The organism is Clostridium rhizosphaerae (assembly GCF_016765585.1).
In the GTDB taxonomy this organism is placed as follows: domain Bacteria; phylum Bacillota; class Clostridia; order Clostridiales; family Clostridiaceae; genus Clostridium_AT; species Clostridium_AT rhizosphaerae.
Genome location: NZ_JAESWC010000001.1, coordinates 400,565 through 419,912 on the forward strand (window position 1 = coordinate 400,565; position 19,348 = coordinate 419,912).

General features: G+C 32.4%; 21 protein-coding genes and 1 pseudogene. 4 read left to right on the top strand and 18 right to left on the bottom strand.

Going from position 1 to position 19,348, the window contains the following annotated elements; translation table 11 throughout:
* Positions 1-101: 101 nt before the first annotated feature.
* The gene (locus JK636_RS01990; protein ID WP_202747157.1) at positions 102-530 is read left to right on the top strand and encodes a GNAT family N-acetyltransferase; all 429 of its coding nucleotides are present in this window, start codon (positions 102-104) and stop codon (positions 528-530) included.
* A gap of 211 nt (positions 531-741) precedes the next feature.
* Positions 742-1,065, top strand: coding sequence for a hypothetical protein (locus tag JK636_RS01995; protein ID WP_202747158.1), 324 nt, complete (start codon positions 742-744; stop codon positions 1,063-1,065).
* Positions 1,066-1,567: 502 nt separating this feature from the next.
* Here the strand turns inward: JK636_RS01995 and JK636_RS02000 are convergent.
* The 6 genes and pseudogenes from JK636_RS02000 to JK636_RS02020 all read right to left on the bottom strand — a co-directional run bounded on the left by JK636_RS02000 (position 1,568) and on the right by JK636_RS02020 (position 5,238).
* A complete protein-coding gene (locus JK636_RS02000; protein ID WP_202747159.1) occupies positions 1,568-2,452 on the bottom strand; it encodes a VIT1/CCC1 transporter family protein in 885 nt (294 codons plus the stop codon).
* Positions 2,453-2,561: 109 nt separating this feature from the next.
* Positions 2,562-2,927 carry a MarR family winged helix-turn-helix transcriptional regulator gene (locus JK636_RS02005; RefSeq protein ID WP_243428087.1) on the bottom strand — a complete coding sequence of 122 codons (366 nt, stop codon included), beginning with the start codon at positions 2,925-2,927 and terminating at the stop codon, positions 2,562-2,564.
* A 113-nt stretch (positions 2,928-3,040) separates the two neighbouring features.
* Positions 3,041-3,358: pseudogene (locus tag JK636_RS02010) on the bottom strand (peroxiredoxin family protein); the annotation flags it as partial.
* 12 nt (positions 3,359-3,370) lie between these two features.
* Positions 3,371-3,502 (bottom strand): thioredoxin domain-containing protein, encoded by a 132-nt coding sequence (locus JK636_RS24200; RefSeq protein WP_274601580.1) that lies wholly within the window; start codon positions 3,500-3,502, stop codon positions 3,371-3,373.
* A 282-nt stretch (positions 3,503-3,784) separates the two neighbouring features.
* The gene (locus tag JK636_RS02015) at positions 3,785-4,660 is read right to left on the bottom strand and encodes an AraC family transcriptional regulator (protein WP_202747161.1); all 876 of its coding nucleotides are present in this window, start codon (positions 4,658-4,660) and stop codon (positions 3,785-3,787) included.
* A gap of 104 nt (positions 4,661-4,764) precedes the next feature.
* Entirely contained in the window at positions 4,765-5,238 is a 474-nt protein-coding gene (locus JK636_RS02020; RefSeq protein ID WP_202747162.1) for a flavodoxin, read from the bottom strand.
* A 262-nt stretch (positions 5,239-5,500) separates the two neighbouring features.
* Here JK636_RS02020 and JK636_RS02025 point away from each other — a divergent pair, with 262 nt between their 5' ends.
* Positions 5,501-6,238: an alpha/beta hydrolase fold domain-containing protein gene (locus JK636_RS02025; protein ID WP_202747163.1), complete on the top strand. Its 738-nt coding sequence runs from the start codon at positions 5,501-5,503 to the stop codon at positions 6,236-6,238.
* A 174-nt stretch (positions 6,239-6,412) separates the two neighbouring features.
* On the opposite strand, the gene nagZ is transcribed toward JK636_RS02025, so the two are convergent.
* From nagZ to JK636_RS02055, 6 genes are all read right to left on the bottom strand, one after another.
* Positions 6,413-7,765, bottom strand: a complete 1,353-nt coding sequence (gene nagZ, locus JK636_RS02030) for a beta-N-acetylhexosaminidase (RefSeq protein ID WP_243428088.1) — start codon at positions 7,763-7,765, stop codon at positions 6,413-6,415.
* Positions 7,766-7,916: 151 nt separating this feature from the next.
* Entirely contained in the window at positions 7,917-8,282 is a 366-nt protein-coding gene (locus JK636_RS02035) for a DUF4180 domain-containing protein (RefSeq protein ID WP_202747164.1), read from the bottom strand.
* Positions 8,279-8,776 (bottom strand): helix-turn-helix domain-containing protein, encoded by a 498-nt coding sequence (locus JK636_RS02040; protein ID WP_202747165.1) that lies wholly within the window; start codon positions 8,774-8,776, stop codon positions 8,279-8,281. The genes JK636_RS02035 and JK636_RS02040 overlap by 4 nt, the downstream gene beginning before the upstream one ends.
* Positions 8,777-8,994: 218 nt before the next feature.
* A complete protein-coding gene (locus tag JK636_RS02045) occupies positions 8,995-9,411 on the bottom strand; it encodes an SRPBCC family protein (RefSeq protein WP_202747166.1) in 417 nt (138 codons plus the stop codon).
* Positions 9,412-9,646: 235 nt separating this feature from the next.
* Positions 9,647-11,392, bottom strand: coding sequence for an ABC transporter ATP-binding protein (locus JK636_RS02050; RefSeq protein WP_202747167.1), 1,746 nt, complete (start codon positions 11,390-11,392; stop codon positions 9,647-9,649).
* Positions 11,382-13,127: an ABC transporter ATP-binding protein gene (locus JK636_RS02055; RefSeq protein ID WP_202747168.1), complete on the bottom strand. Its 1,746-nt coding sequence runs from the start codon at positions 13,125-13,127 to the stop codon at positions 11,382-11,384. Before JK636_RS02055 ends, JK636_RS02050 begins: the two co-directional genes overlap by 11 nt.
* A 202-nt stretch (positions 13,128-13,329) precedes the next feature.
* On the opposite strand from JK636_RS02055, the gene JK636_RS02060 reads away from it, so the two are divergent.
* Positions 13,330-13,773: a helix-turn-helix domain-containing protein gene (locus JK636_RS02060; protein WP_202747169.1), complete on the top strand. Its 444-nt coding sequence runs from the start codon at positions 13,330-13,332 to the stop codon at positions 13,771-13,773.
* A gap of 76 nt (positions 13,774-13,849) precedes the next feature.
* Here JK636_RS02060 and JK636_RS02065 read toward each other — a convergent pair whose 3' ends face one another.
* From JK636_RS02065 to JK636_RS02090, 6 genes are all read right to left on the bottom strand, one after another.
* Positions 13,850-15,124 (bottom strand): VTT domain-containing protein, encoded by a 1,275-nt coding sequence (locus tag JK636_RS02065; RefSeq protein WP_202747170.1) that lies wholly within the window; start codon positions 15,122-15,124, stop codon positions 13,850-13,852.
* A gap of 345 nt (positions 15,125-15,469) precedes the next feature.
* Positions 15,470-15,871 (bottom strand): hypothetical protein, encoded by a 402-nt coding sequence (locus JK636_RS02070; RefSeq protein ID WP_202747171.1) that lies wholly within the window; start codon positions 15,869-15,871, stop codon positions 15,470-15,472.
* Between the two features lie 20 nt (positions 15,872-15,891).
* On the bottom strand, positions 15,892-16,464 hold the full coding sequence (locus JK636_RS02075; protein ID WP_202747172.1) for an undecaprenyl-diphosphatase: 573 nt from the start codon (positions 16,462-16,464) through the stop codon (positions 15,892-15,894).
* Between the two features lie 232 nt (positions 16,465-16,696).
* Entirely contained in the window at positions 16,697-18,106 is a 1,410-nt protein-coding gene (locus JK636_RS02080; protein WP_202747173.1) for a HAMP domain-containing sensor histidine kinase, read from the bottom strand.
* Positions 18,087-18,767: a response regulator transcription factor gene (locus tag JK636_RS02085; RefSeq protein ID WP_202747174.1), complete on the bottom strand. Its 681-nt coding sequence runs from the start codon at positions 18,765-18,767 to the stop codon at positions 18,087-18,089. Before JK636_RS02085 ends, JK636_RS02080 begins: the two co-directional genes overlap by 20 nt.
* Positions 18,768-19,063: 296 nt before the next feature.
* A complete protein-coding gene (locus JK636_RS02090) occupies positions 19,064-19,276 on the bottom strand; it encodes a hypothetical protein (protein WP_202747175.1) in 213 nt (70 codons plus the stop codon).
* Between the last annotated feature and the right edge of the window lie 72 nt (positions 19,277-19,348).

Here is a 19,348-nt window from a genome sequence, read left to right on the forward strand (position 1 = left end):
TCGATTTATTAACAACAAGTATGCTTATTTATCACATATCAAAGCAACTAGCAAAATATCTTATATATAAAAATAATAATGTTAATGGGGGTATTATAGTTATGGAAACAATTAAATATGAATTCATCTACAGTCTTTCTGAAGTGCAAATATTGAACTTACTAGAAAATTTCAAACGAGAAAATTGGTCTGAAAATAGACAAATAGATGATGTAAAGAAGATGCTTGAAAATAGTTGGATAATCGCAATTATAGATTCAAGCAATGGTAAAATAATTGCTTTTGCAAGGGTTTTATCAGATTTTATTTATAGAGCCTTTATCTATGATGTAATAGTTTCAAAGGAATATAGAGGTTTAAAGTTTGGAAAACTGATAATCAATAGCATATTAAACAATAAAGATTTTATTGGAGTAGAGAGAATTGAACTATATTGCAAAGATAAAAATGTTGAGTTTTATAAAAAACTTGGCTTTGAGAAAGTACCTAGTGGAATAAACACGATGAGATATGGTGGGAGAATAATCTAATTTGCAACATGCTTATATGACGAAATACTCTAAGTGATAAGCCGATATTTATGTTTTTTCTTCGGAAAATATATTGGTGGTCATCTATTGATTAAGTTATAATATTGATATGAAATATGAGCAAGTTCAAATTTATAGTGAATGATGTGAATATAATAATAATTATTACACACTTGTATTTTATTATGAGTACTTGCAGCGGAGGTATACTGTGGAAAAACTTAAACATTCAAAACTTGGAATAGTATCTTTTATACTCTCATTTATTCCTATCATCTATGTTATTATTCAAACAATCATAGACTTGTCGTCGCCAATAGAGACAGGCTTAAATAAAGGTTTGGTTATTTCTTATTTTATAATGAATTTTATGTTTGCTATATCTTTGGTTAGTTTTGTACTTGGTATTATTGCAATTACTCGAAAAGGTTATAAGAGGAATCTATCAATAAGTGCAGTTATAATAAGTGGATTAATCTTATTAGTACCAATTATTAGTTCGATAAGAAGCGTAATAAAAATATTAAACATATAAGATTGGAGTACACTCATGTTTATTGCTTTCTCATAGGACTGACTATTTCAATTATAGTCATTTGTTCTGTATTATTTAATTTAGAAAAAAATAAAATTTTTTACCAGAAGAAAAACATTACTTATTATAATATTTATTGTTTTGTTTGTTATTGATGTATTTACTAAATCTAAATATGGATTTGGAAGCCTTGTTCAGTCTATTATTATGGGCATTTCTTCTCCAATAAAATTGATGATATTATTCTATCTTTTTATGAGTAGGAAAGAAATTAGCAGCAAATAGAATTTTGCTCTCTTTGTGTTGTAATTGAAGATTATCTATCAAATGACAGCATTGTTAGACGTATCTGTTAAGTTACTTAAGCTTAAACTTAGTATACTAAGCCTTATCGCGATATCTTCTTATCTAGATAAGAAGATATCGCGATAACTTTAAAATAAAGGACTGGCTCATATCTTGAACCTAATTCGTAGGTTAAGTTATGAGCCAGTCCTTTTTATTAAATATCAATACCTAAGAATTTTTTTACCAGTAATCCTATTACAAAAGAAACTGCTGCAACAGATAAACTAATGCCAGCCATTTCTCCAAACTGCTTTTTAAAAGAGAGGTCTTTTGCAATGGAAATATAATAATTAAAGGCTGCAATAATTACTATAACCATAATTAGCATAATTCCTAGCGCCAATCCATAAGATTTTTCAGGAAGTATAAGATAAGGAAGTATTAATAAGACTACAGTAATAAAATAGGCAATACCTGTATAAGTAGCAGCTTTTAGGGAACTTTTATCTCCTTCTGAACGCGAGGATAAAAACTCTGAGGCTGACATAGATAAGGTAGCTGAAATTCCCGTAATAAGCCCCGCAAGAGATATTAGCTTGTTGCTCTGCATTGCAAAAGTGTAGCCCGCAAGGCTTCCAGTAAACTCAACCAAGGCATCATTTAATCCAAGCACCATTGATCCAACGTATTGAAGACGCTCTTCATCTAGCAAATTTATCAGTTCTTTTTCATGTTCAATTTCATCATTGAACACTGAAAGAGTCTCAGGTACCTGTTCAAGTAAAATTTGTTGAGTTTTACTATCATATAAATGTTTGCTATTTAACATTTTCTCCATCAATTTAATTGCAAAGGTAAATCCAAAAAGCTTAGCCATAAAGGAATAGTAAAACACTTGCAGCTTTGAAGCGGGCATATCCACTCCAGTATACTTCTTCCAAATATCATAATGTTTCTTTTCTTCATCAGCTATTTTAAGCAGTGTAGCTCTATTTGCATCGTTTTTAATATATTTTGCAATTTTTAAATATGTTAGTCTCTCAGTTATTTCAGCTACCTGCAGCCTCTTTAAGGTTTCTATTAAACTACCATCAATCATATAAATACCTCCATTAATCAAATATAATGTAATATAAAACAAGGATATACTTTATAGGAATAGAGTAATATCCTTAGTTAAATTCTAATTTATTCTTCTATCAAACCCATTAGTTCATCAAGCTGTTTTTAAAGGCAATAAGTTTTTCATCATCACCCTTGAATTTACAGTATATTTCGTCTGGAACTTCAAGGATATCCTCTTTAAGCAGTTTGCCTTTCTCAGTTGATTCAACAGTAACTACTCTATCATCCTCTTTATTTCTGTATTTAGTCACAAGTCCCATAGCTTCTAATCTTTTTACTACAGGGGTAAGAGTGCCGGAATCCAGATGCAGCCCTTTTCCTAACTCCTTAAAGATAACTTGCTCTTCTTCCCACATAACCAGCATAGTTATATACTGAGTGTACGTAAGATCATATTTATCAAGTATCGGCTTATATAATTTAATAATTTCTCTTGATAAGGCATACAATGGGAATCAGATTTGATTTTCCAATTTAATTTTATCGTATTTATTCATATTCATATGCTCCATTAATAATTTATACAAATCTAATTTAGTTTAATTAATTGCAAAATTACTCTTTAAAGTCTATCAATAAGCTCAAGTATTTCATCATTTTCAGGAATGTCCTTCATAGAGTTTCCGTAGTGTACATACCTTAATGCGCCATCCTTATCTATAAGCATCTGTGCCGGCATTCGTCCAAGCTTGAGTAGCTTTATCTTTTGATCATACAGTTTAAGTATGGAATGTTTATCATCAGGAATACCATAGAACTTAAATTCATTTTCTTCCCAAAAAGATTTGAAGCTCTTTGCATTTTCAGGTCCTATCGATACTATTACAGTATCCTTTTCAACAAATTTATCATAATCTTGATGCAACTGCATCATATGCTTTCTGCAAAACGGTCAAACAAACCCTCTATTAAGCACAAGTAATACATTGCTCTTTCCTTTGAAATTAGAAAGCTTAAACTTTTCCCCTTTAAAATCCTCAATTTCAAAATCAGGTGCTTCTTTGTTTAATTCTATATTCTCCACCTTTTCAACTCCTCAATTTAATTTTATTTTATTTTTACATTATTTTTTATACTATGCCTTTATATCCATAGGCACAATTAATTTATAGCTTGAGTATATTATGCATTTAATTATTAGTTGTCTAAAATTTAATTGTGTACAATTAAATTTACATAAATCAATTATATATTCATAACATAACCTTGTCAATAATTTTATTGTGAATAACTAGTTATATCGTCAAAGCTTTTGATAAAAAAAGAAAACACACTGATAAGATTATCAATGTGCTTTCTTCTCATCCTATTCCTTTTTAATAACCGGTATCCATATCTCACTTCTGAAATTTGGTGAAGCAATATCCTTGTTTTCGTTCCATAAAATTTCCGGTCCTTCTGATATTTCATAATTTGAAGATGGAAACCACTCAGAATAAATGCGTCCCCAGACATCCTGAAGTGTATCTGGAAATGGACCCACTGCTTCAAATACAGCCCACATTGAAGCTGCAACTCTAAGCTCTGATAAATCACTTGAACATTCCTTATTTGTTGCTACACCGATATAATGATCAAGCTCTCCCTTTTCTTCCATTCTGCCTTCGGAAAAGTTAGTAGATGCACTAAGCAGCCCTATAGGCTCTACATTAGATAGCTCCTTAAGTTTACTAATTTTCTCGCTGTTTAAGCTTTTCCACATTTCAGAAATCTCCGGGTTTACTCCACTGAAAATAATAGGAACCCTCTTCTTAATACCAGCTATGCTGAAGGCTTCTTTTTCTTCGATTCTATAGTTCATTTCATTTCCTCCCTTTATTGATAATTGGAAGGTCATTCTTGGATACGCTTTTAGAGATTGGCCATTGTTTCTGGCTTCAGAAGGAGTTATTCCATGCAGCCCTTGGAAAGCCCTTGTAAAAGAGTCCGCTGATCTATATCCATATTTCACCGCAACATCAATGACTCTTATATTACTCTTACTAATTTCAAATGCTGCAAGGGTAAGTCGTCTGCGTCTAATGTACTCTGATAGCGTAACACCAGAAAGAAAAGAGAACATCCTTTGAAAATGATATTCTGAACACAAAGCTATCCTCCCAATTTCTTTTAGGTCAATATCATTATTAAGATTATCTTCAATATAACCAAGCGCTTCGTTCATTCTTTTAAGTGAATCCATTTTTATGACCTCCTTTCATCAATAGAATAGCAGAAACTGAAACTATTCATCCTACATTTCTTGCCCTATTGTGCAGGGTGTATATTCATTACGTAATAAGTATATTATTGACTATATCCAATTGCCTTAAGCCAACTTGTTACCTCTTCCGGCGAAGCAGTCCCATTTACGGCTATACCCGGAAGAATATTGGATTTTGAGCACTCTCTTGCTATATCATTTTCAATTTGGCCAAAGCCGCCTCCTCCATGAGTACAAAATGGGATTATTGTTTTGCCTGTAAAATCATGTTTTGTAAGGAAGCTCATAACCGGTGGAGCTAATGTCTTAAACCAATTAGGGGAACCTATAAATATTGTTTCATAATCATCTATTGGCTCATTCCCAGATATCAGCTTTGGACAAAATCCTCGAGCAATTTGATTTCTTACTTCTTTAACTGCAGTATTATAGTCAAAGGAGTAATTTTTATCAGGAATTAATTCTCTCAGCGAACCATCGGTCTGAACCGCTATTTCCAAGGCTAAATTTGCTGTATTTTGAAAAAGCGAATAATAAACAATCAGTGTGTTGTTCATGCATATTACTTCCTCTCGTAAGATCATATTTATCGTATTATTTATAAATAATACACTATGACCTTACGTGATAGTCAAGTATAAATCAATCTATTGTATGCCCATCTCAGCAATTGATAAAAGACCCTTAACATATGACAAATATGCCCATGTAAAGTATAGTAGTAAAGTTATATAATAGCTTTATAGGGATGATCATTAATAGGATTGATGCTTCAGCAGGTCCTGAAATAAAACAATGCAAACTTCAGGAGGTACAATGATGAAGGAATTATTAAATATAGTTTATGATGAAACTCACCCAAGCAGTTGTTCTTTGGACATGTACTTACCGGACACTGATTCTCCTTGCCCGGTATTTATTTTCTTTCATGGAGGTGGTATTGAGGGAGGAAACAAAGACGTTTCCGAGGATTTGAAAAACCTAACTTCACAAAAAATAGCTTTGGTCTCTGTTGAATATAGGATGTATCCAGATGCAAAGTACCCTGAATTTATTGAAGATGCTGCAAATGCGATAAACTTTGTAAAGAAATATGGTGAAACAAATAAGTTATTTAGTGAAATTTTTGTAGGTGGTTCTTCAGCAGGCGCATATTTAGCCCTGATGAATTATTTTGACAGTCGTTATCTTGGTAAATATGGTATCTCACCGAACAGCATCACCGGATGGATTTTTGATGCCGGTCAGCCCACTGTTCACTTTAATGTACTGCGTGAAAGAGGTTTGGATTCCAGACTTGTAAGAATAGATGAAGCTGCTCCTATATATTTTGTTGATCATGATATTGATTCATCTTATCAAAGTAATCAGCTGTTTATCACAGCTGAAAATGACATAGCAAACCGCTTTGAGCAGACAAAACTGCTCCTTAAAACAATGGAACAATATAATTACGATATGTCAAAGATAGACTTCAAGTTAATGAAAGGCTGCACCCATTGCTCTTATCCAATAGGTGATATTATTTCTGATTTCATATTTAATGCAAATAAGTAAATCAAGGACCCAGAAAATTATAGGAGGCAGTCCGGATATCACACACCTTGTTACTGGGTGTGTGAATTCTTTATTTTCTAAACTATCTATAAGCCATATTCACATGCTCTTACTTCAGTTTAGCTAAATCCGCCGCCTCCATGAGTCTAAAATGGAATTTTCATTCTTCAATTTTTATTTATAGCTATTCACAGTTTTCTTAATTAAACTATTTATACTTTTCACATCTACTGTATTAATACTCTTATCTGCAATTTGGTATTTCTGCTTAAGCTGCAGTATTTTATACACACTGCTGTTTATTGTTTCTTGAGATATTGTTCCGTCCTTAACTGCTGCTTTGATTTTTTCAATTACCTGAACCTCTTTATCGAAGTCGTGACAAACCAATATAATGTTGCTTCCTGCATTTACAGACCTTACAGCTGCCTCACCGATATTATAATTACTTGTTATTGCTCCCATAGTCATGTCATCAGTAATTATAAGTCCCTTGTATTTCATGCTGTTTTTCAGAACATCAGTTATGATAGTTTTAGACATGGTTGCTGGATACTTGGAATCTATCTTTGGAAATAAAATATGAGCAACCATCATCATATCAACATTATTCTTTATTGCTTCAGCAAATGGAACAAGTTCAAAGCTTTTCAGTCTTGCAAGGTCATTATTTACTATTGGAAGCCCTGTATGAGAATCCACTGAAGTATCACCGTGTCCTGGAAAATGCTTTACTACTGGTATCACATTTTCTGAACGAATTCCTTTCATAGTTTCAATTCCAAGCTTTGTTACAACTTGAGAAGTAGCGCCAAAGGATCTGTCACCTATGATAGGATTTTTAGGATTACTGTTTATATCAAGTACAGGTGCAAAATCAAGATTGAAGCCAAAACTTTTTACTTCCTGCCCGATTGCTTTCCCGATAGAATTTGAGAATGTGCTATTGTTTATTTGTCCTATAGCTTTATTTGTCGGAAATTTTTCAAAGCTGGGCGACATCCTGTCTATCCTTCCTCCCTCCTGGTCAACTCCAAGAAACAGAGGTATGCTGCTGCCGGATTTTTTGTTTGTATCCTTTAAAGAATTAAGTAGATTTAGAACCTGATTTGTATCTTTCACATTCTGTCCAAGTAGTATGAAGCCTCCGACATGATATTTAGTAATTAACTCGCTTGAATGCGTGTCGTTTGTATATCCATCTACTCCGGAAATCACCATTTGGCCAACTTTTTCATCCAAGGTCATTTTACTTACCTGCTCAGAAATTTTATCGACATTCGTCGGTGCATTACTTGTATTATCACTAGGCTTACCTTCTTGCTGGTTCTGATTTTGGTTTGATGATGCATTACTATCAGAGGGCTCAAATTTATTGGGCACTTCTTTTATTGGCGGAGTATTGGACTGGTCAGTACCTTTCAGATTAAGCCTTCCACATCCCATAAGCATTAGTAATGCAACAACCGGGATTATTAATCTTGATACACGTTTTAGAATTTTACTCGCCGTCTGCTGATTTTTCATATTTAATACTCCTTTCCGAAGCATCATCCATCATATTAATAGTGCTCTATATTAAGTTTATTCTATTTTAAATAAAATATCTAAAACTTTTAAAAAAACCAGACTCAATGTAAGTTCTGATAGAAAAGGAGGACAGCATTTTCAGGCTTCATTAGTCCACACTCAACTTTTCAATTCCCTGATTTTCATCAGAAACAAAAAATATATGCCTGCCCTTGTTGCTCTCATAAATAAAATCTTTTAAACTTTTACTTGAATAAACAGAAAAATCTCCTACAATTGCAAGTTTAACGTTATAATTAACGAACTTCTGCAAAATTTCTCCGGCCAGCCTAGTCTTTAAGTCAAAAAATTCCTCAACTATTGCTGATTTGCTTAAAATTATTCTATAGCAGCCTGTCTCGTAATTTATAGTAGCCATTAAATCCAAAGCAGACTGGACATCGGTAATCAATACCTCTTGGCTGTTAACAACAGCAATTTGAAATTTAGCGTTTTGTATGACATTTATATTCATGATTTTCCCCCTTCATTAAGACAGTCCGTAAGCAGAGAAATTATGCTCAACATTTCTTCAGTGAATTTCATTGTTCCCCACAGCATAATTTTTAGTCTGTCTTCTCTTTCATTATATTTCATATTTATCGTTGAATTGCCTAGGCTTGGATCTTTACTGTTCATGACAGCAATCAGGGTATTTGATATTCGCATATACTGTTCTTTGCCTAATTCATTCACTTCTATCACAGTTGAGACATTTATTTTAGGTCTTATAACTCTAGAATTTGTTTCATTTGCAGAAATTTTTATTTCCTCATCTGCTTCCACTTGTTTATTATCAGCACTAACCTTTTGTTCCATGAAGGCATTCAAATCCTGACTAGAAATTCTCCACTGCTTTCCAACCTTGCTTGCGCCAAGTTTTCCTTCAGCGATAAATTTTCTAATTGTCTTATGGTGCATACCTAATATCTCTGCAACTTGATCAATATTATAAAACTTACCTTCCATAGTAAATTATCCTTTCAACTCTATAATTTATTCTCATTATACGCAACTTCATTATCCAAGTCAATTTTTTATTATACTTTATTGTAGTTTAATATACCTTATTATACTTTATTGGTACTATTGTTTATTTCTAAGTCAATATATTTCTTTTAATCTGCCAGCTCAGCAAGCATACTGAATATAAAAAAGCAGCTCTTATTGAGCTGCCTTTCAAGGTTTTATTTTTCTGCATATTTTTTAAAGTTATCCAATATTGCTTGCCATCCGCTTTGTTGCATTTCGAGTGAATTAGCGCTTTCAGCTTCGAAAGTTTCTATTATCTCTGTTAAGCTTTCCTTATCTGTAAAATTAATCTTAACTTTTCTTCCATCACCTAAAGTATAAGCAATAACCTTATATAATTCAACTTCATCATAAGTTCCGCCAAAATCAAATCCAAAGCTGCCATCTTTAGCTTCCATTCTATTAAGGAATATGCCTCCAACTCTTAAATCATTCTTTGCGCTTGTTGTATGCCAATCCTCTGAGGCATTGCTCCATTTTTTTATGTGGTCTGGTTCAGTCCAATATTTCCATACTGCCTCTATAGGTGCATTAACTGTTGTTTTTATAGTCAATATTTGCTTATTATTCATCATTATCCTCCTGTTTGATTAAAATTTACTTTCTTCAAGACTATTTTTAATATTTCTAAGACTTAAAACTAAATTAGCGAAGAATGTGTAAATTTATTCATATTTTTATATTATTATACTAGAACAAAATAATTATGTAAATACTAATTACTTTCTAATAATACTTAATATCGTCATGGAAGTTATATATAAAAATAACCCCCTAAATCAGGGGGCATATAGCTCTATTTATATTTTAACTCCATGTTAGTTTCTCAAGTGCAATATGGCTTCGATACCAATCATCACTTTCCAGAAGCACTTCAGGCGAGCCGGAATTCTTAACTCTTCCGTGTTCTAATATAACTACAGTGTCGCTTGCAATCATTGAAGATAAGCGATGAGATATGGACAATATTGTGTGTGACTCACTTGTTTTCTCAAGTACCGATACTATTTTCTCTTCTGTGATTGAATCAAGGTTTGCTGTAATCTCATCCAATAAAAGTATAGGCGGATTTGTTACAATAGCCCTTGCTATGGCTAAAAGTTGTTTTTGTCCTTGAGAAAAAAGATTATCGCTAACTACTTCAGTATCAAGGCCCTTTTTCATGGCTTCTACATATTCAGTAAGTCCTACAAAATCTATCGCCTTTTCAATTTGCTTTCTCGTAATGCTCTCATCTTGTAAACTTATTTGATCCGCTACAGTACCTTTTATTATATGAAAGTTTTGATCAACATACCCAAAGACCTTACGTTTTTCAGAGTTTGGTATGTCGTAAACATCCACTCCATTTATTGTTATGTTGCCCTTTGTTGGTTTTAAAAGCCCCATTATAAGTTTGAATAACGTGGTTTTTCCTACTCCTGTTCTTCCTACGAAAGTAACCTTCTCATTTGGTTTTAAGCTAAGGTCAATATTTTGAAGAACATTAATGCCTTCTTCATATTGAAAGGTAATATAATTAAAGGATAGTTTAACAGCTTCACGATTTGGTATAATGTTCTGTGCCTTTAGTTTATGTTGCTTAGGATCGTCTTCGGATTCACTGTAAAAATCATTTACTCTCCTAATACCTGATACGGCCTGCTGAATATCTTGAAGCTCCATACCAAGGTTCTCAATGGGTGTAAACAAGTTGGATATTAGTTCAATTGATGCTGCAACCATACCAAGGGATATACCTAAAAAGTTCAGCTGCTTAGAGGACAACACTACGATGAAAGCTATAACTACAGCCCGAGTAAGCTGAATCAATGGCGAGTATATGGAATCATAAAAATTTACTTTCTCTATTGTTTTATAATTATCAAGCAAATATCTCTTGTAGTTCTCTTCCATGTAGCTTTCCTTGCTGTAGGATTTAATCATTTGTATGTTTTTCAAACTCTCTGAAATATGATTATTTACCTTACCAATAAGTATTCGATTTTCAATCTGTGATTTAAGCATTCTTTTTTGAAAAAGTCTTGTTAAGCCATAAATAGCAGGCATTAAGAGTATGGTTACAATTCCAAGCTTGCTGCTAAAGGTCCAAATTGATATTACAATACCTATAAGCTTAAAGCAGTCAACCATCATTCCTATAATACCGCTTGTAAATAACGAATTGATTGCGTCAACATCATTTGTAAATCTTGAAACCACTGTCCCCGAGCTATTTGCTGAAAAGAATACTGCATTAATTCTTTCAAGCTTTTCCATCATTTCAATTCTTATCTCTTTTGTGATTTTTTGTCCCAGGATTGCAAGAATAGCTTCTTTTACAAAATCAAATATTCCCACAAACAATATCACTCCAATATAGGAAGCAGCTAGTGTAAGTAATTTATCATATCTTTTTGGTACAAGATTATTATCAACTATATATTTTAAGATTTGAGGAGGAATTAAGCTTGTAACTACAACTCCACAGATAACAAACACTAACAATATGCTTAATCCAATATTATTTCTAATTACTTTGGCTATTGACCTTTTTATTAAGCTATTCTTCATAACCGTCCCCCTCCTCTGTGCATTGTAAGTTATATATAGTGGCGTAAAGTTCAGATTCTCTCATGAGTTCTTCATGTGTACCGAAATCAGCCGTCTTATCACTTTTTAATAATAATATCTTATTTATCCTATTAAAAATAGCCAAGCGATGGGAAATTAGAATAATCAAACTATCTTTGTAGTTGTTTCTTAGGTTTTCAATAATCTTTTCTTCTGTCTTCATATCAACTGCCGAAAATGGATCATCTAATATTATAATTTTATTTTTGTTAAGAAGAGCCCTTGCAAGTGCTATCCTTGCCTGCTGACCTCCGCTTAATTTTATGCCACTGTTACCAACTAAGGTATCTTGTCCATTTGGCATTCTCATCAAATCTGTATCAAAGCAAACATCCTCTAAAACAGAGTTTATATCTGTATTGCTTCCCAAAGTTATATTATTGTATATAGTATCAGAAATCAGCTGGGATCTATGACCTAAGTAAGAAATCATCTTGCTTTTTTCATATTCCGAATAAGCACTAAGTTCTTTACCATCAATTTTAATACTGCCTATATAAGGATATAAGCCTAGTAAAGCCACTCCAAGTGTAGATTTTCCGGAGGCAATAGAGCCTGTTACGCCTATAATTTCTCCTGCTTCAGCCTCAAAATTGATATCTTCAATTATGTTTTCTTTGCCTTCTTCATATGAGAAACTAAGATTTTTAACTGAAAGTGATGTATCGTCATTATTTATATTAAAAGAATTATCTTTAGTTTTATATTCTGCAAGATATGGCTTAATACGCTTCCAGGAAACCTGAGATTTTTGCACAGAATTAAACAGCTTTGCCGCCTTGCTCGCCTTAACAGCCATAGCTGTAAACATAGCAACATAAGTAGAAAAAGCTCCTACAGTCCAGCCGCCATTAATAACCTTTGTACCTCCAAAATAAATCACCATAATTATTCCAAGCATAGCGATGACATTATATACAGGCTGCATGGAATTTTCTAATATATCAGCTTTGATGGCTTTGTTTTGTAAATCCTCCAGCTCATCATTATACTTTGTCCTATTTTTACCCTCCATACCGGTTACACGATAGAGCATGAAATTTTCAATTGTATCGTAAGTAATATCAGCAACCTCACTGCTTTTCTTTCGATAATCCTTAGAATACTTATATATAATTCCTTTTAATTTTTCAGCAATTGCCATGGCAACCGGAATAAAAATGATAGAAAGTAAGGTTATTTTTATATCGTACACAAGCATTGATACAAGATAGGATATCATAAGCACACCTGTATCAAACACTTCAGTAGTAAACTTTCGCATTCCTTCAACGCACAAGTCCACATCAGAAATAGCTCTTGTCATAAGGTTACCCGTATTTTCATTATCCAGCTCTGCAGTACTTTTATGCATTATATTATTGTATATCATAAGTCTCATAGTTGAACTGGTGCTGTTAGCAAACCGCCTTATGTAAAATCTCTTAAAATATCTTAGAAACTGAATAATTCCAATAAGAACAATATACGTAACTGCAAGTATTATTACAGAGGACATGTCCTTCCCATAAGCTATAGAATCAATAAGCTTTCCTTGATATATTGGGCCTAAAACGATGGAACTATTGAAGGATAATCCAAAAATAATAATGCACGCTACAACAAACTTTTCTTTCTTCCAATAGTTTATAATTCTATCAGGCTTCTTCATAGGTTCAATCTTTAATTTTGACATGATGTCACCCCCTAAAATAATGATACCGCTATATGTATCAAAATACAACCATCTATACATTATATTCATTTAAAATTATGCTATAATACAGCTTTATTACATATCCAATTGACCAGCGCTGCTAATTAGAATATAATTTAAATAAATAGATAACTAACGTTAATTACCAAGTCCCTTATAATATAAAAACGGAGGAAAGCAAGTGGATAATGATATTTTAAATTTAGAACAGGCCTGCAATTTTTTAGGAGTTGGAGAAAGAACATTAATAAAATTGTTAAGGGAAGAGCATATACCTGCCAGAAAGATAGGCAGGGAATGGAGATTCAGCAAGTCTGCTCTTATGGATTGGATTGCATCCGGAGACTCATATGAATACACAAACAAAGAAGATTCCTATGAAGTGATTAAAGACAAGATCGGCAATTATAATGTTATGCTGGAAAGTATTATAAATGAGGCATCAAATATTAAGATAAATAAAAGTATCAACGCCTTGTTAAAGGACGTTCCAGAGGGAATTGATGTCCCTGACAATATTACTCTTAGGGTTAGTTACAAGCAAAAAAGAGAAGTAGAAAAATTGGCATTTAAATTGTACTGGCCGCTGAGAGAGGAACATAGGCTCACTTCAAAGGAGAAGTAAATATTCCCCTTATTTTAGGGGTATATTTACTTATTTCAACCACAATTTTCATTGTCTAAAATTAGGTTGTATGATTCTAATTTCTAAGTTTAGGCAGTATCCTATAAATCTCTAATAGAATAATTGACAGACTTAGCCATACCATACCAAATTCAAAGCCCGCAGCAATGTCACTTGGATATTGTATATTGAAATAAACAAAACTTAATCCTACAAAAAAACAAAGAATAAAATATGCAACTGTTATAATAGTTTTTATCCAAGTTTTTTTGCTTTGTTTTATTATCAAATATACCATAAATCCATAAATTACTATAGAGATCAGAACTTCATTACTTGGGAAAGTATATATAATTCCTGATGGGCCTAATCTATGAAAAACATTCTTCAATAGAATGCCCAAACCTTCGGCACCCAGATAAGAAATTATTAAAAACCTTATTTCATATAATTTATTGCTTCCTTTAATGCTGATCCATAGCATTGTCAAAAGTATCACTACTAATAGTGCATAATTATTTGACAAACTATTAAAAATTCTCATGAAATACATCCAGCTTTCATCAAAAATATGTGTAACTAAATACTTAATTACTTCATCAAATTGTCCAAATTCATTTGCTAGGTAATCTTGAATAATACCTATTACAAGAACCGAAAATACTAAAAATGTGGCCGCTATTCCGGCAAATAATATTTTTATCTTTCCAAGAGAATTAAATATCCTTATGCTATTCTGTAGAGTACTTATAAGCCATTCGAGTATCTTTTGTTTATAATTTCTGTAAAAATAAATAATAATTATTATTGCAGCAGTTATCAATCCTGCTATCACTAGATACCTTGTCATTAAACTATGATATTTCTCCCAGTTTGCCCCAAGAACCTTCCCCAAACTAATAAATGTAAAAGTCCATACTAATGCACCAGAGTAGGCATACACAGAAAACTTCCTATATGATATATTTGTGATACCTGAAAAATACCCGGTAACATGCCTTACTCCTGGAATGAAATATGCTATAATTAATAACTTACTACCATAACTTTGAAACCATATTGAAATCTTTTCAATTCTTTTTTTATCTAAATGAACAAAATGTCCATATTTCTCAAAAAAACCTACGCCCAGTATTTTTCCAATAAGATACGATATAGTAATACCCGTTATTGCTCCAGAAGCGGCAACCAAAATACTAACTGTCCAATTCATTTTATTAGTATAAACAATATAGCCGCAATATGTCATTAATGCTTCTCCAGGCAAAGGGAAAGCTATAAGTTCCAATGTTAAACTGATTAATAATACCAAATATCCGTAATGATTAAATAAATCTATAATTAAATTCATATTACACACTTCCATAGTTCTAATTTATTCAAAGTATGGCTTTCCTCTTTATTATTACCCTATTTAATTAAATCAATTTATTACCGTTCTCCAAACTAATCCGATACCCCAAATCATAAAAACAAATAAATTAAACATGTACTATATTATTGGATTATTTATAATTAAAATTTGCTTCTTCATTTTCTATTATAAGTATTCAAAATTAAAATTTGATTAGAAATTCTTAGAGAAATAATAAAAACTTCACAAATAGCACTTAAAACAAATATACTTGCAAATAAAGCAAGCTGGTTAAGACGATTACCTAATATCTCTAACCAGCTTGCTTTACTATTAAAATCTCTAACCTTTTCTTGAATTACGCTCACCTTTGCCCTTAAAACCATGTCTGCCATTCTCACGGAAATTTCCTTTTCCATCTGCATTTGAAATATTTCTATCTCTCACACTTATGATATCTCCGGAAAGGTTCTTCATTATTTTTATTCTGTCACCAACTTGTACTGTACCTAGCGAAGCCTGAAAATTAGCAATATCTACTGTTTTGGTAGAAAGGAAATTGGCTACTGTAATCCTGCTGCCCTCCACCTTATTAACGGTACCCTCCACCTCAAAAATTAGCGAAAATCCAATTCTTAGAGCTGCTGCCAGTACTAATATTACTATTGCACCTATGACTGTTTTCTTGTTAAAAACCTTCTTTAGTTTTTCGCTTTTTAAAAAAGCATTGATTTTTTCTTTCATTATACATATCCCCTTTCAATTTATTTCTCAATTCCTAATCTAGCCGAAGCCTTTTCTTCAACGGCCTCATATATACTCTCAATCTTGGCTCTTAACTTAAGGTTATATATATAATTGGTTAGAGCAACAATTGCATATGCACCAATGACATCTAAAGGATAATGATTGCCAACATATACTCTTGAAAAGCCAACTATGAGAGAAAGTATGGTTAAGATTATGTTTAATGCTTTTTTATTAATTTTAAGTCCTAAGGCTATACTCATTGTTCCTGTAGCATGATCACTTGGAAAGGAAGCATCTGAAGTGTGCGGTACCAATAGGTTCACTTTGTTATGAACAAATGGTCTATCCACGTAATATATACTTCCAATAAGAAAGCTTAGGATTAAATTGATAATCGTAAAAATAAAAGTGCTAAAAGCAGCTTTTCTGTATTCTGAATTCTTCTGCAAAATACCAAGTAAATAAACTACTGCAACTATCATCATAAATACGTAAGGTACATACTTTGAAAATACTACCATTATGCTATCTATCAAAGTATTTTTATATGCAAGGTTGTTTATTAATCTAAAAAGCTCCATATTCATCTCGAAATCCTCCTATAATATATTGCTAAAAAGTACTGCCACATTTGTAATAAACCTGCATCGAAGTAATGTATATTAGTTACTATGTTCATTATCCATCACCAAGATTAAAATCAAATTAAATTAACATAATATCTTTTGCGAATTATTTTTTATATTTAAATAAAATGCCTGCTTTAAAAATAAAAAAAGATGCCTCATAATGTGTTGTGAGACATCTTTTTTGTTACTTTTACAGCTTAAAGGTTACCGTAATTTTTGTCCATTTTCCTTCTTGGCTTTCCACGTCAATGGTTCCCTGATGCATGTTAACTATCCACTTTGCGATAGATAACCCAATACCAGTGCCCCCTAGTTCTTTAGATCTTGATTTATCAACAGTATAGAATCTATCAAATATTTTTTCTATTTCATCTTTAGGAATTCCAATACCATTATCTCTTACAGATATTTTAACTTCCTTGCCATTTGCCTCAGAGCTTATATCAATTGTTCCTTCCTCGGGAGTAAATTTCAAGCTGTTTTCAATAAATATTCTAAGCAACTGCTTTATCATCTTATAGTCAGCCAGAATCTTAACCTTGACATTACTGCTGTTTGTTATTTTATGACTTTCTTCAATAAGCATGCTTTCTTTTACAACTTCATCTATAAGCTCATTTAGATAGAATTCTTTCTTCTCAACTACTTTTTGGCCGCTCTCCCCCTTAGCAAGGAAAAGCAGTTTTTCAATGAGATTAGCCATATTTCCAGCCTCTAATTTAATACCATAGATTGATTTTTCAAGAGCAGTCCTGTCATCCTTTCCCCATCTATCCAATAAATTAGCATAGCCTTGAATAACAGCTATTGGGGTTCTTAGCTCATGAGAAGCATCTGACACAAACTGTGTTTGCCTGTTAAAGGCATCCTGAAGTCTGTCTATCATTTTGTTAAAGGTATTTGCAAGCACTTTAAGCTCATCATCAGGCCCCTTTACCTCTATTCTTTCCTTTAAATTGTTTATACTAATGTTTTCTGCAGTTTTAGTTATATAGTCTATAGGCTTTAACATCCTTTTACCAACCATATAGCCAAGTATAATTGCTGCTATAATGCCGATAAAATCAGCCACAGCCATAACAGCAAACAGTATTTTCATAAAATCATACTCATTGTGCATGTCCTTCACTATCTGCATAAGAACTGTGCCAAAACTCTTGTTTTGCACTTGAACATTTTTGTAAACCAAATGTCTTTCTTTATCTTCCTGGTGCCTTGCATTATTTTTTAGTTTTTTTCCATTGTCATTAGGCAGTTTAAACCTATTGTCAAATCCTGATGTTGAGTTTAATATCTTTCCATACTCATCGACTATCCTTATAGATATACTTTCTCTAGGAGGAACATCAGAAAAAAGCTCTTTACTTTCCAAATCTGCCTGCCCATTTTGGGATGAGAGCTTATTAGACATTATTGTCTGCATATCTTCAATCTGTTTATTTGCCTGGTTGTAAAGATAGTATTTTACCCCAAACAAAATTGATGCGTTTAATAAAAGCAGGACCAAAGAAAACATAACTGCATATATTACTGTCAGCTTTATAGAAATTCTTGTACTTTTAATACTTTTCAATATACCTTTAATTTTCTTCAATGACATATCCTACACCTCTAACGGTAGTAATAAGCTTATCTTCAAAATCATCGTCGATCTTGCTTCTTAAATACCGAATAAATACATCAACATTTTTAGTATCGCCTATAAAATCATATCCCCAAACCTTTTCTATAACCTTCTCTCTTGTCAGCACTATATTTTTATTTATTAGAAAGAGTTCAAGAATATCATACTCCTTTTTTGTGAGTTCAATTTCTCTGCCTGCTCTCCATACCTTATGCGTTTTATTATCCATAACAACATCCCTGACTTTTATTACATCCTTGTCATCTTTTACAGACTTGTTTCTTTCATATACGCGTATTCTTGCAAGCAGCTCCTCTATTGCAAAGGGCTTTGTCAAATAATCATTCGCACCTGCATCCAGACCCAAAACCTTATCATTTATTTCACCTTTTGCTGTAAGCATTATAATAGGTACATCGGAAAACTCCCTTATTCTTTTACATACTTCTACTCCATTTAAACTTGGTATCATTATATCAAGCAGTATTAATTTATATTCTGTGATTTCTGCTTTTCGAAGCGCTCCCATTCCATCATATGCGATATCTACCTCATAGCCTTCATGCGTAAGCTCCATCTCTATAACCATTGACATCTGTACTTCATCTTCCACTAAAAGAATTTTAAAGCCCCTCAAGTTTCCACCTCCATATGAAAATAGTGAGCCTTTGCCCACTATAAACTACTATATAATATCTTCCAATAACTTTAAATATATTACCTGTTTTTATTATATTATATTATCCAGTATTAAGGTTAAAATCTGATTAAATGATATCTTGATTCAGAGATTTCTTGATAAGAAGATATCTTCTTATCGCGATGGTAATAAGACATCCTGACAAAAACTTCCCTCAAACTAAATCAGTCTGAGGGAAGTTGAAAATAATAACTTGGTATATAATTCAGTTCGAGGTGAAATAAATGAAAAAGTCAGTTGAAATTTTTATCAGAAGTATATGAAAGGTATATTATAGTAAATGAGCGCTTTTTACAGCAATCCTTTAAAAACCCTCTTAATTTCTTTAAGCCTTCAACCATGCTAAATACACTAATAAGTTCTCCTAGCTGCTCTACTTCTTCATCAGTTAAATATGTCATCCCATAATTTAACTGTCTCATATCATCATTATTATTTTGATACATTGCTTCAACATAATCCTCATACAAGGCTGTTATCAGGTTTTCACCAACTTGCTTGTATTCAGTCGTTCTTTA

Excerpts from the sequence above, each read along its gene's own strand:
- JK636_RS01990 (WP_202747157.1), top strand. The coding sequence starts at position 102 with ATGGAAACAATTAAATATGAATTCATCTACAGTCTTTCTGAAGTGCAA.
- JK636_RS02000 (WP_202747159.1), bottom strand. The coding sequence starts at position 2,452 with ATGATTGATGGTAGTTTAATAGAAACCTTAAAGAGGCTGCAGGTAGCT.
- JK636_RS02015 (WP_202747161.1), bottom strand. The coding sequence starts at position 4,660 with ATGGATTCACTTAAAAGAATGAACGAAGCGCTTGGTTATATTGAAGAT.
- JK636_RS02020 (WP_202747162.1), bottom strand. The coding sequence starts at position 5,238 with ATGAACAACACACTGATTGTTTATTATTCGCTTTTTCAAAATACAGCA.
- JK636_RS02025 (WP_202747163.1), top strand. The coding sequence starts at position 5,501 with ATGAAGGAATTATTAAATATAGTTTATGATGAAACTCACCCAAGCAGT.
- nagZ (WP_243428088.1), bottom strand. The coding sequence starts at position 7,765 with ATGAAAAATCAGCAGACGGCGAGTAAAATTCTAAAACGTGTATCAAGA.
- JK636_RS02035 (WP_202747164.1), bottom strand. The coding sequence starts at position 8,282 with ATGAATATAAATGTCATACAAAACGCTAAATTTCAAATTGCTGTTGTT.
- JK636_RS02040 (WP_202747165.1), bottom strand. The coding sequence starts at position 8,776 with ATGGAAGGTAAGTTTTATAATATTGATCAAGTTGCAGAGATATTAGGT.
- JK636_RS02045 (WP_202747166.1), bottom strand. The coding sequence starts at position 9,411 with ATGAATAATAAGCAAATATTGACTATAAAAACAACAGTTAATGCACCT.
- JK636_RS02050 (WP_202747167.1), bottom strand. The coding sequence starts at position 11,392 with ATGAAGAATAGCTTAATAAAAAGGTCAATAGCCAAAGTAATTAGAAAT.
- JK636_RS02055 (WP_202747168.1), bottom strand. The coding sequence starts at position 13,127 with ATGTCAAAATTAAAGATTGAACCTATGAAGAAGCCTGATAGAATTATA.
- JK636_RS02065 (WP_202747170.1), bottom strand. The coding sequence starts at position 15,124 with ATGAATTTAATTATAGATTTATTTAATCATTACGGATATTTGGTATTA.
- JK636_RS02070 (WP_202747171.1), bottom strand. The coding sequence starts at position 15,871 with ATGAAAGAAAAAATCAATGCTTTTTTAAAAAGCGAAAAACTAAAGAAG.
- JK636_RS02075 (WP_202747172.1), bottom strand. The coding sequence starts at position 16,464 with ATGAATATGGAGCTTTTTAGATTAATAAACAACCTTGCATATAAAAAT.
- JK636_RS02080 (WP_202747173.1), bottom strand. The coding sequence starts at position 18,106 with ATGTCATTGAAGAAAATTAAAGGTATATTGAAAAGTATTAAAAGTACA.
- JK636_RS02090 (WP_202747175.1), bottom strand. The coding sequence starts at position 19,276 with ATGTATCAAAATAATAATGATGATATGAGACAGTTAAATTATGGGATG.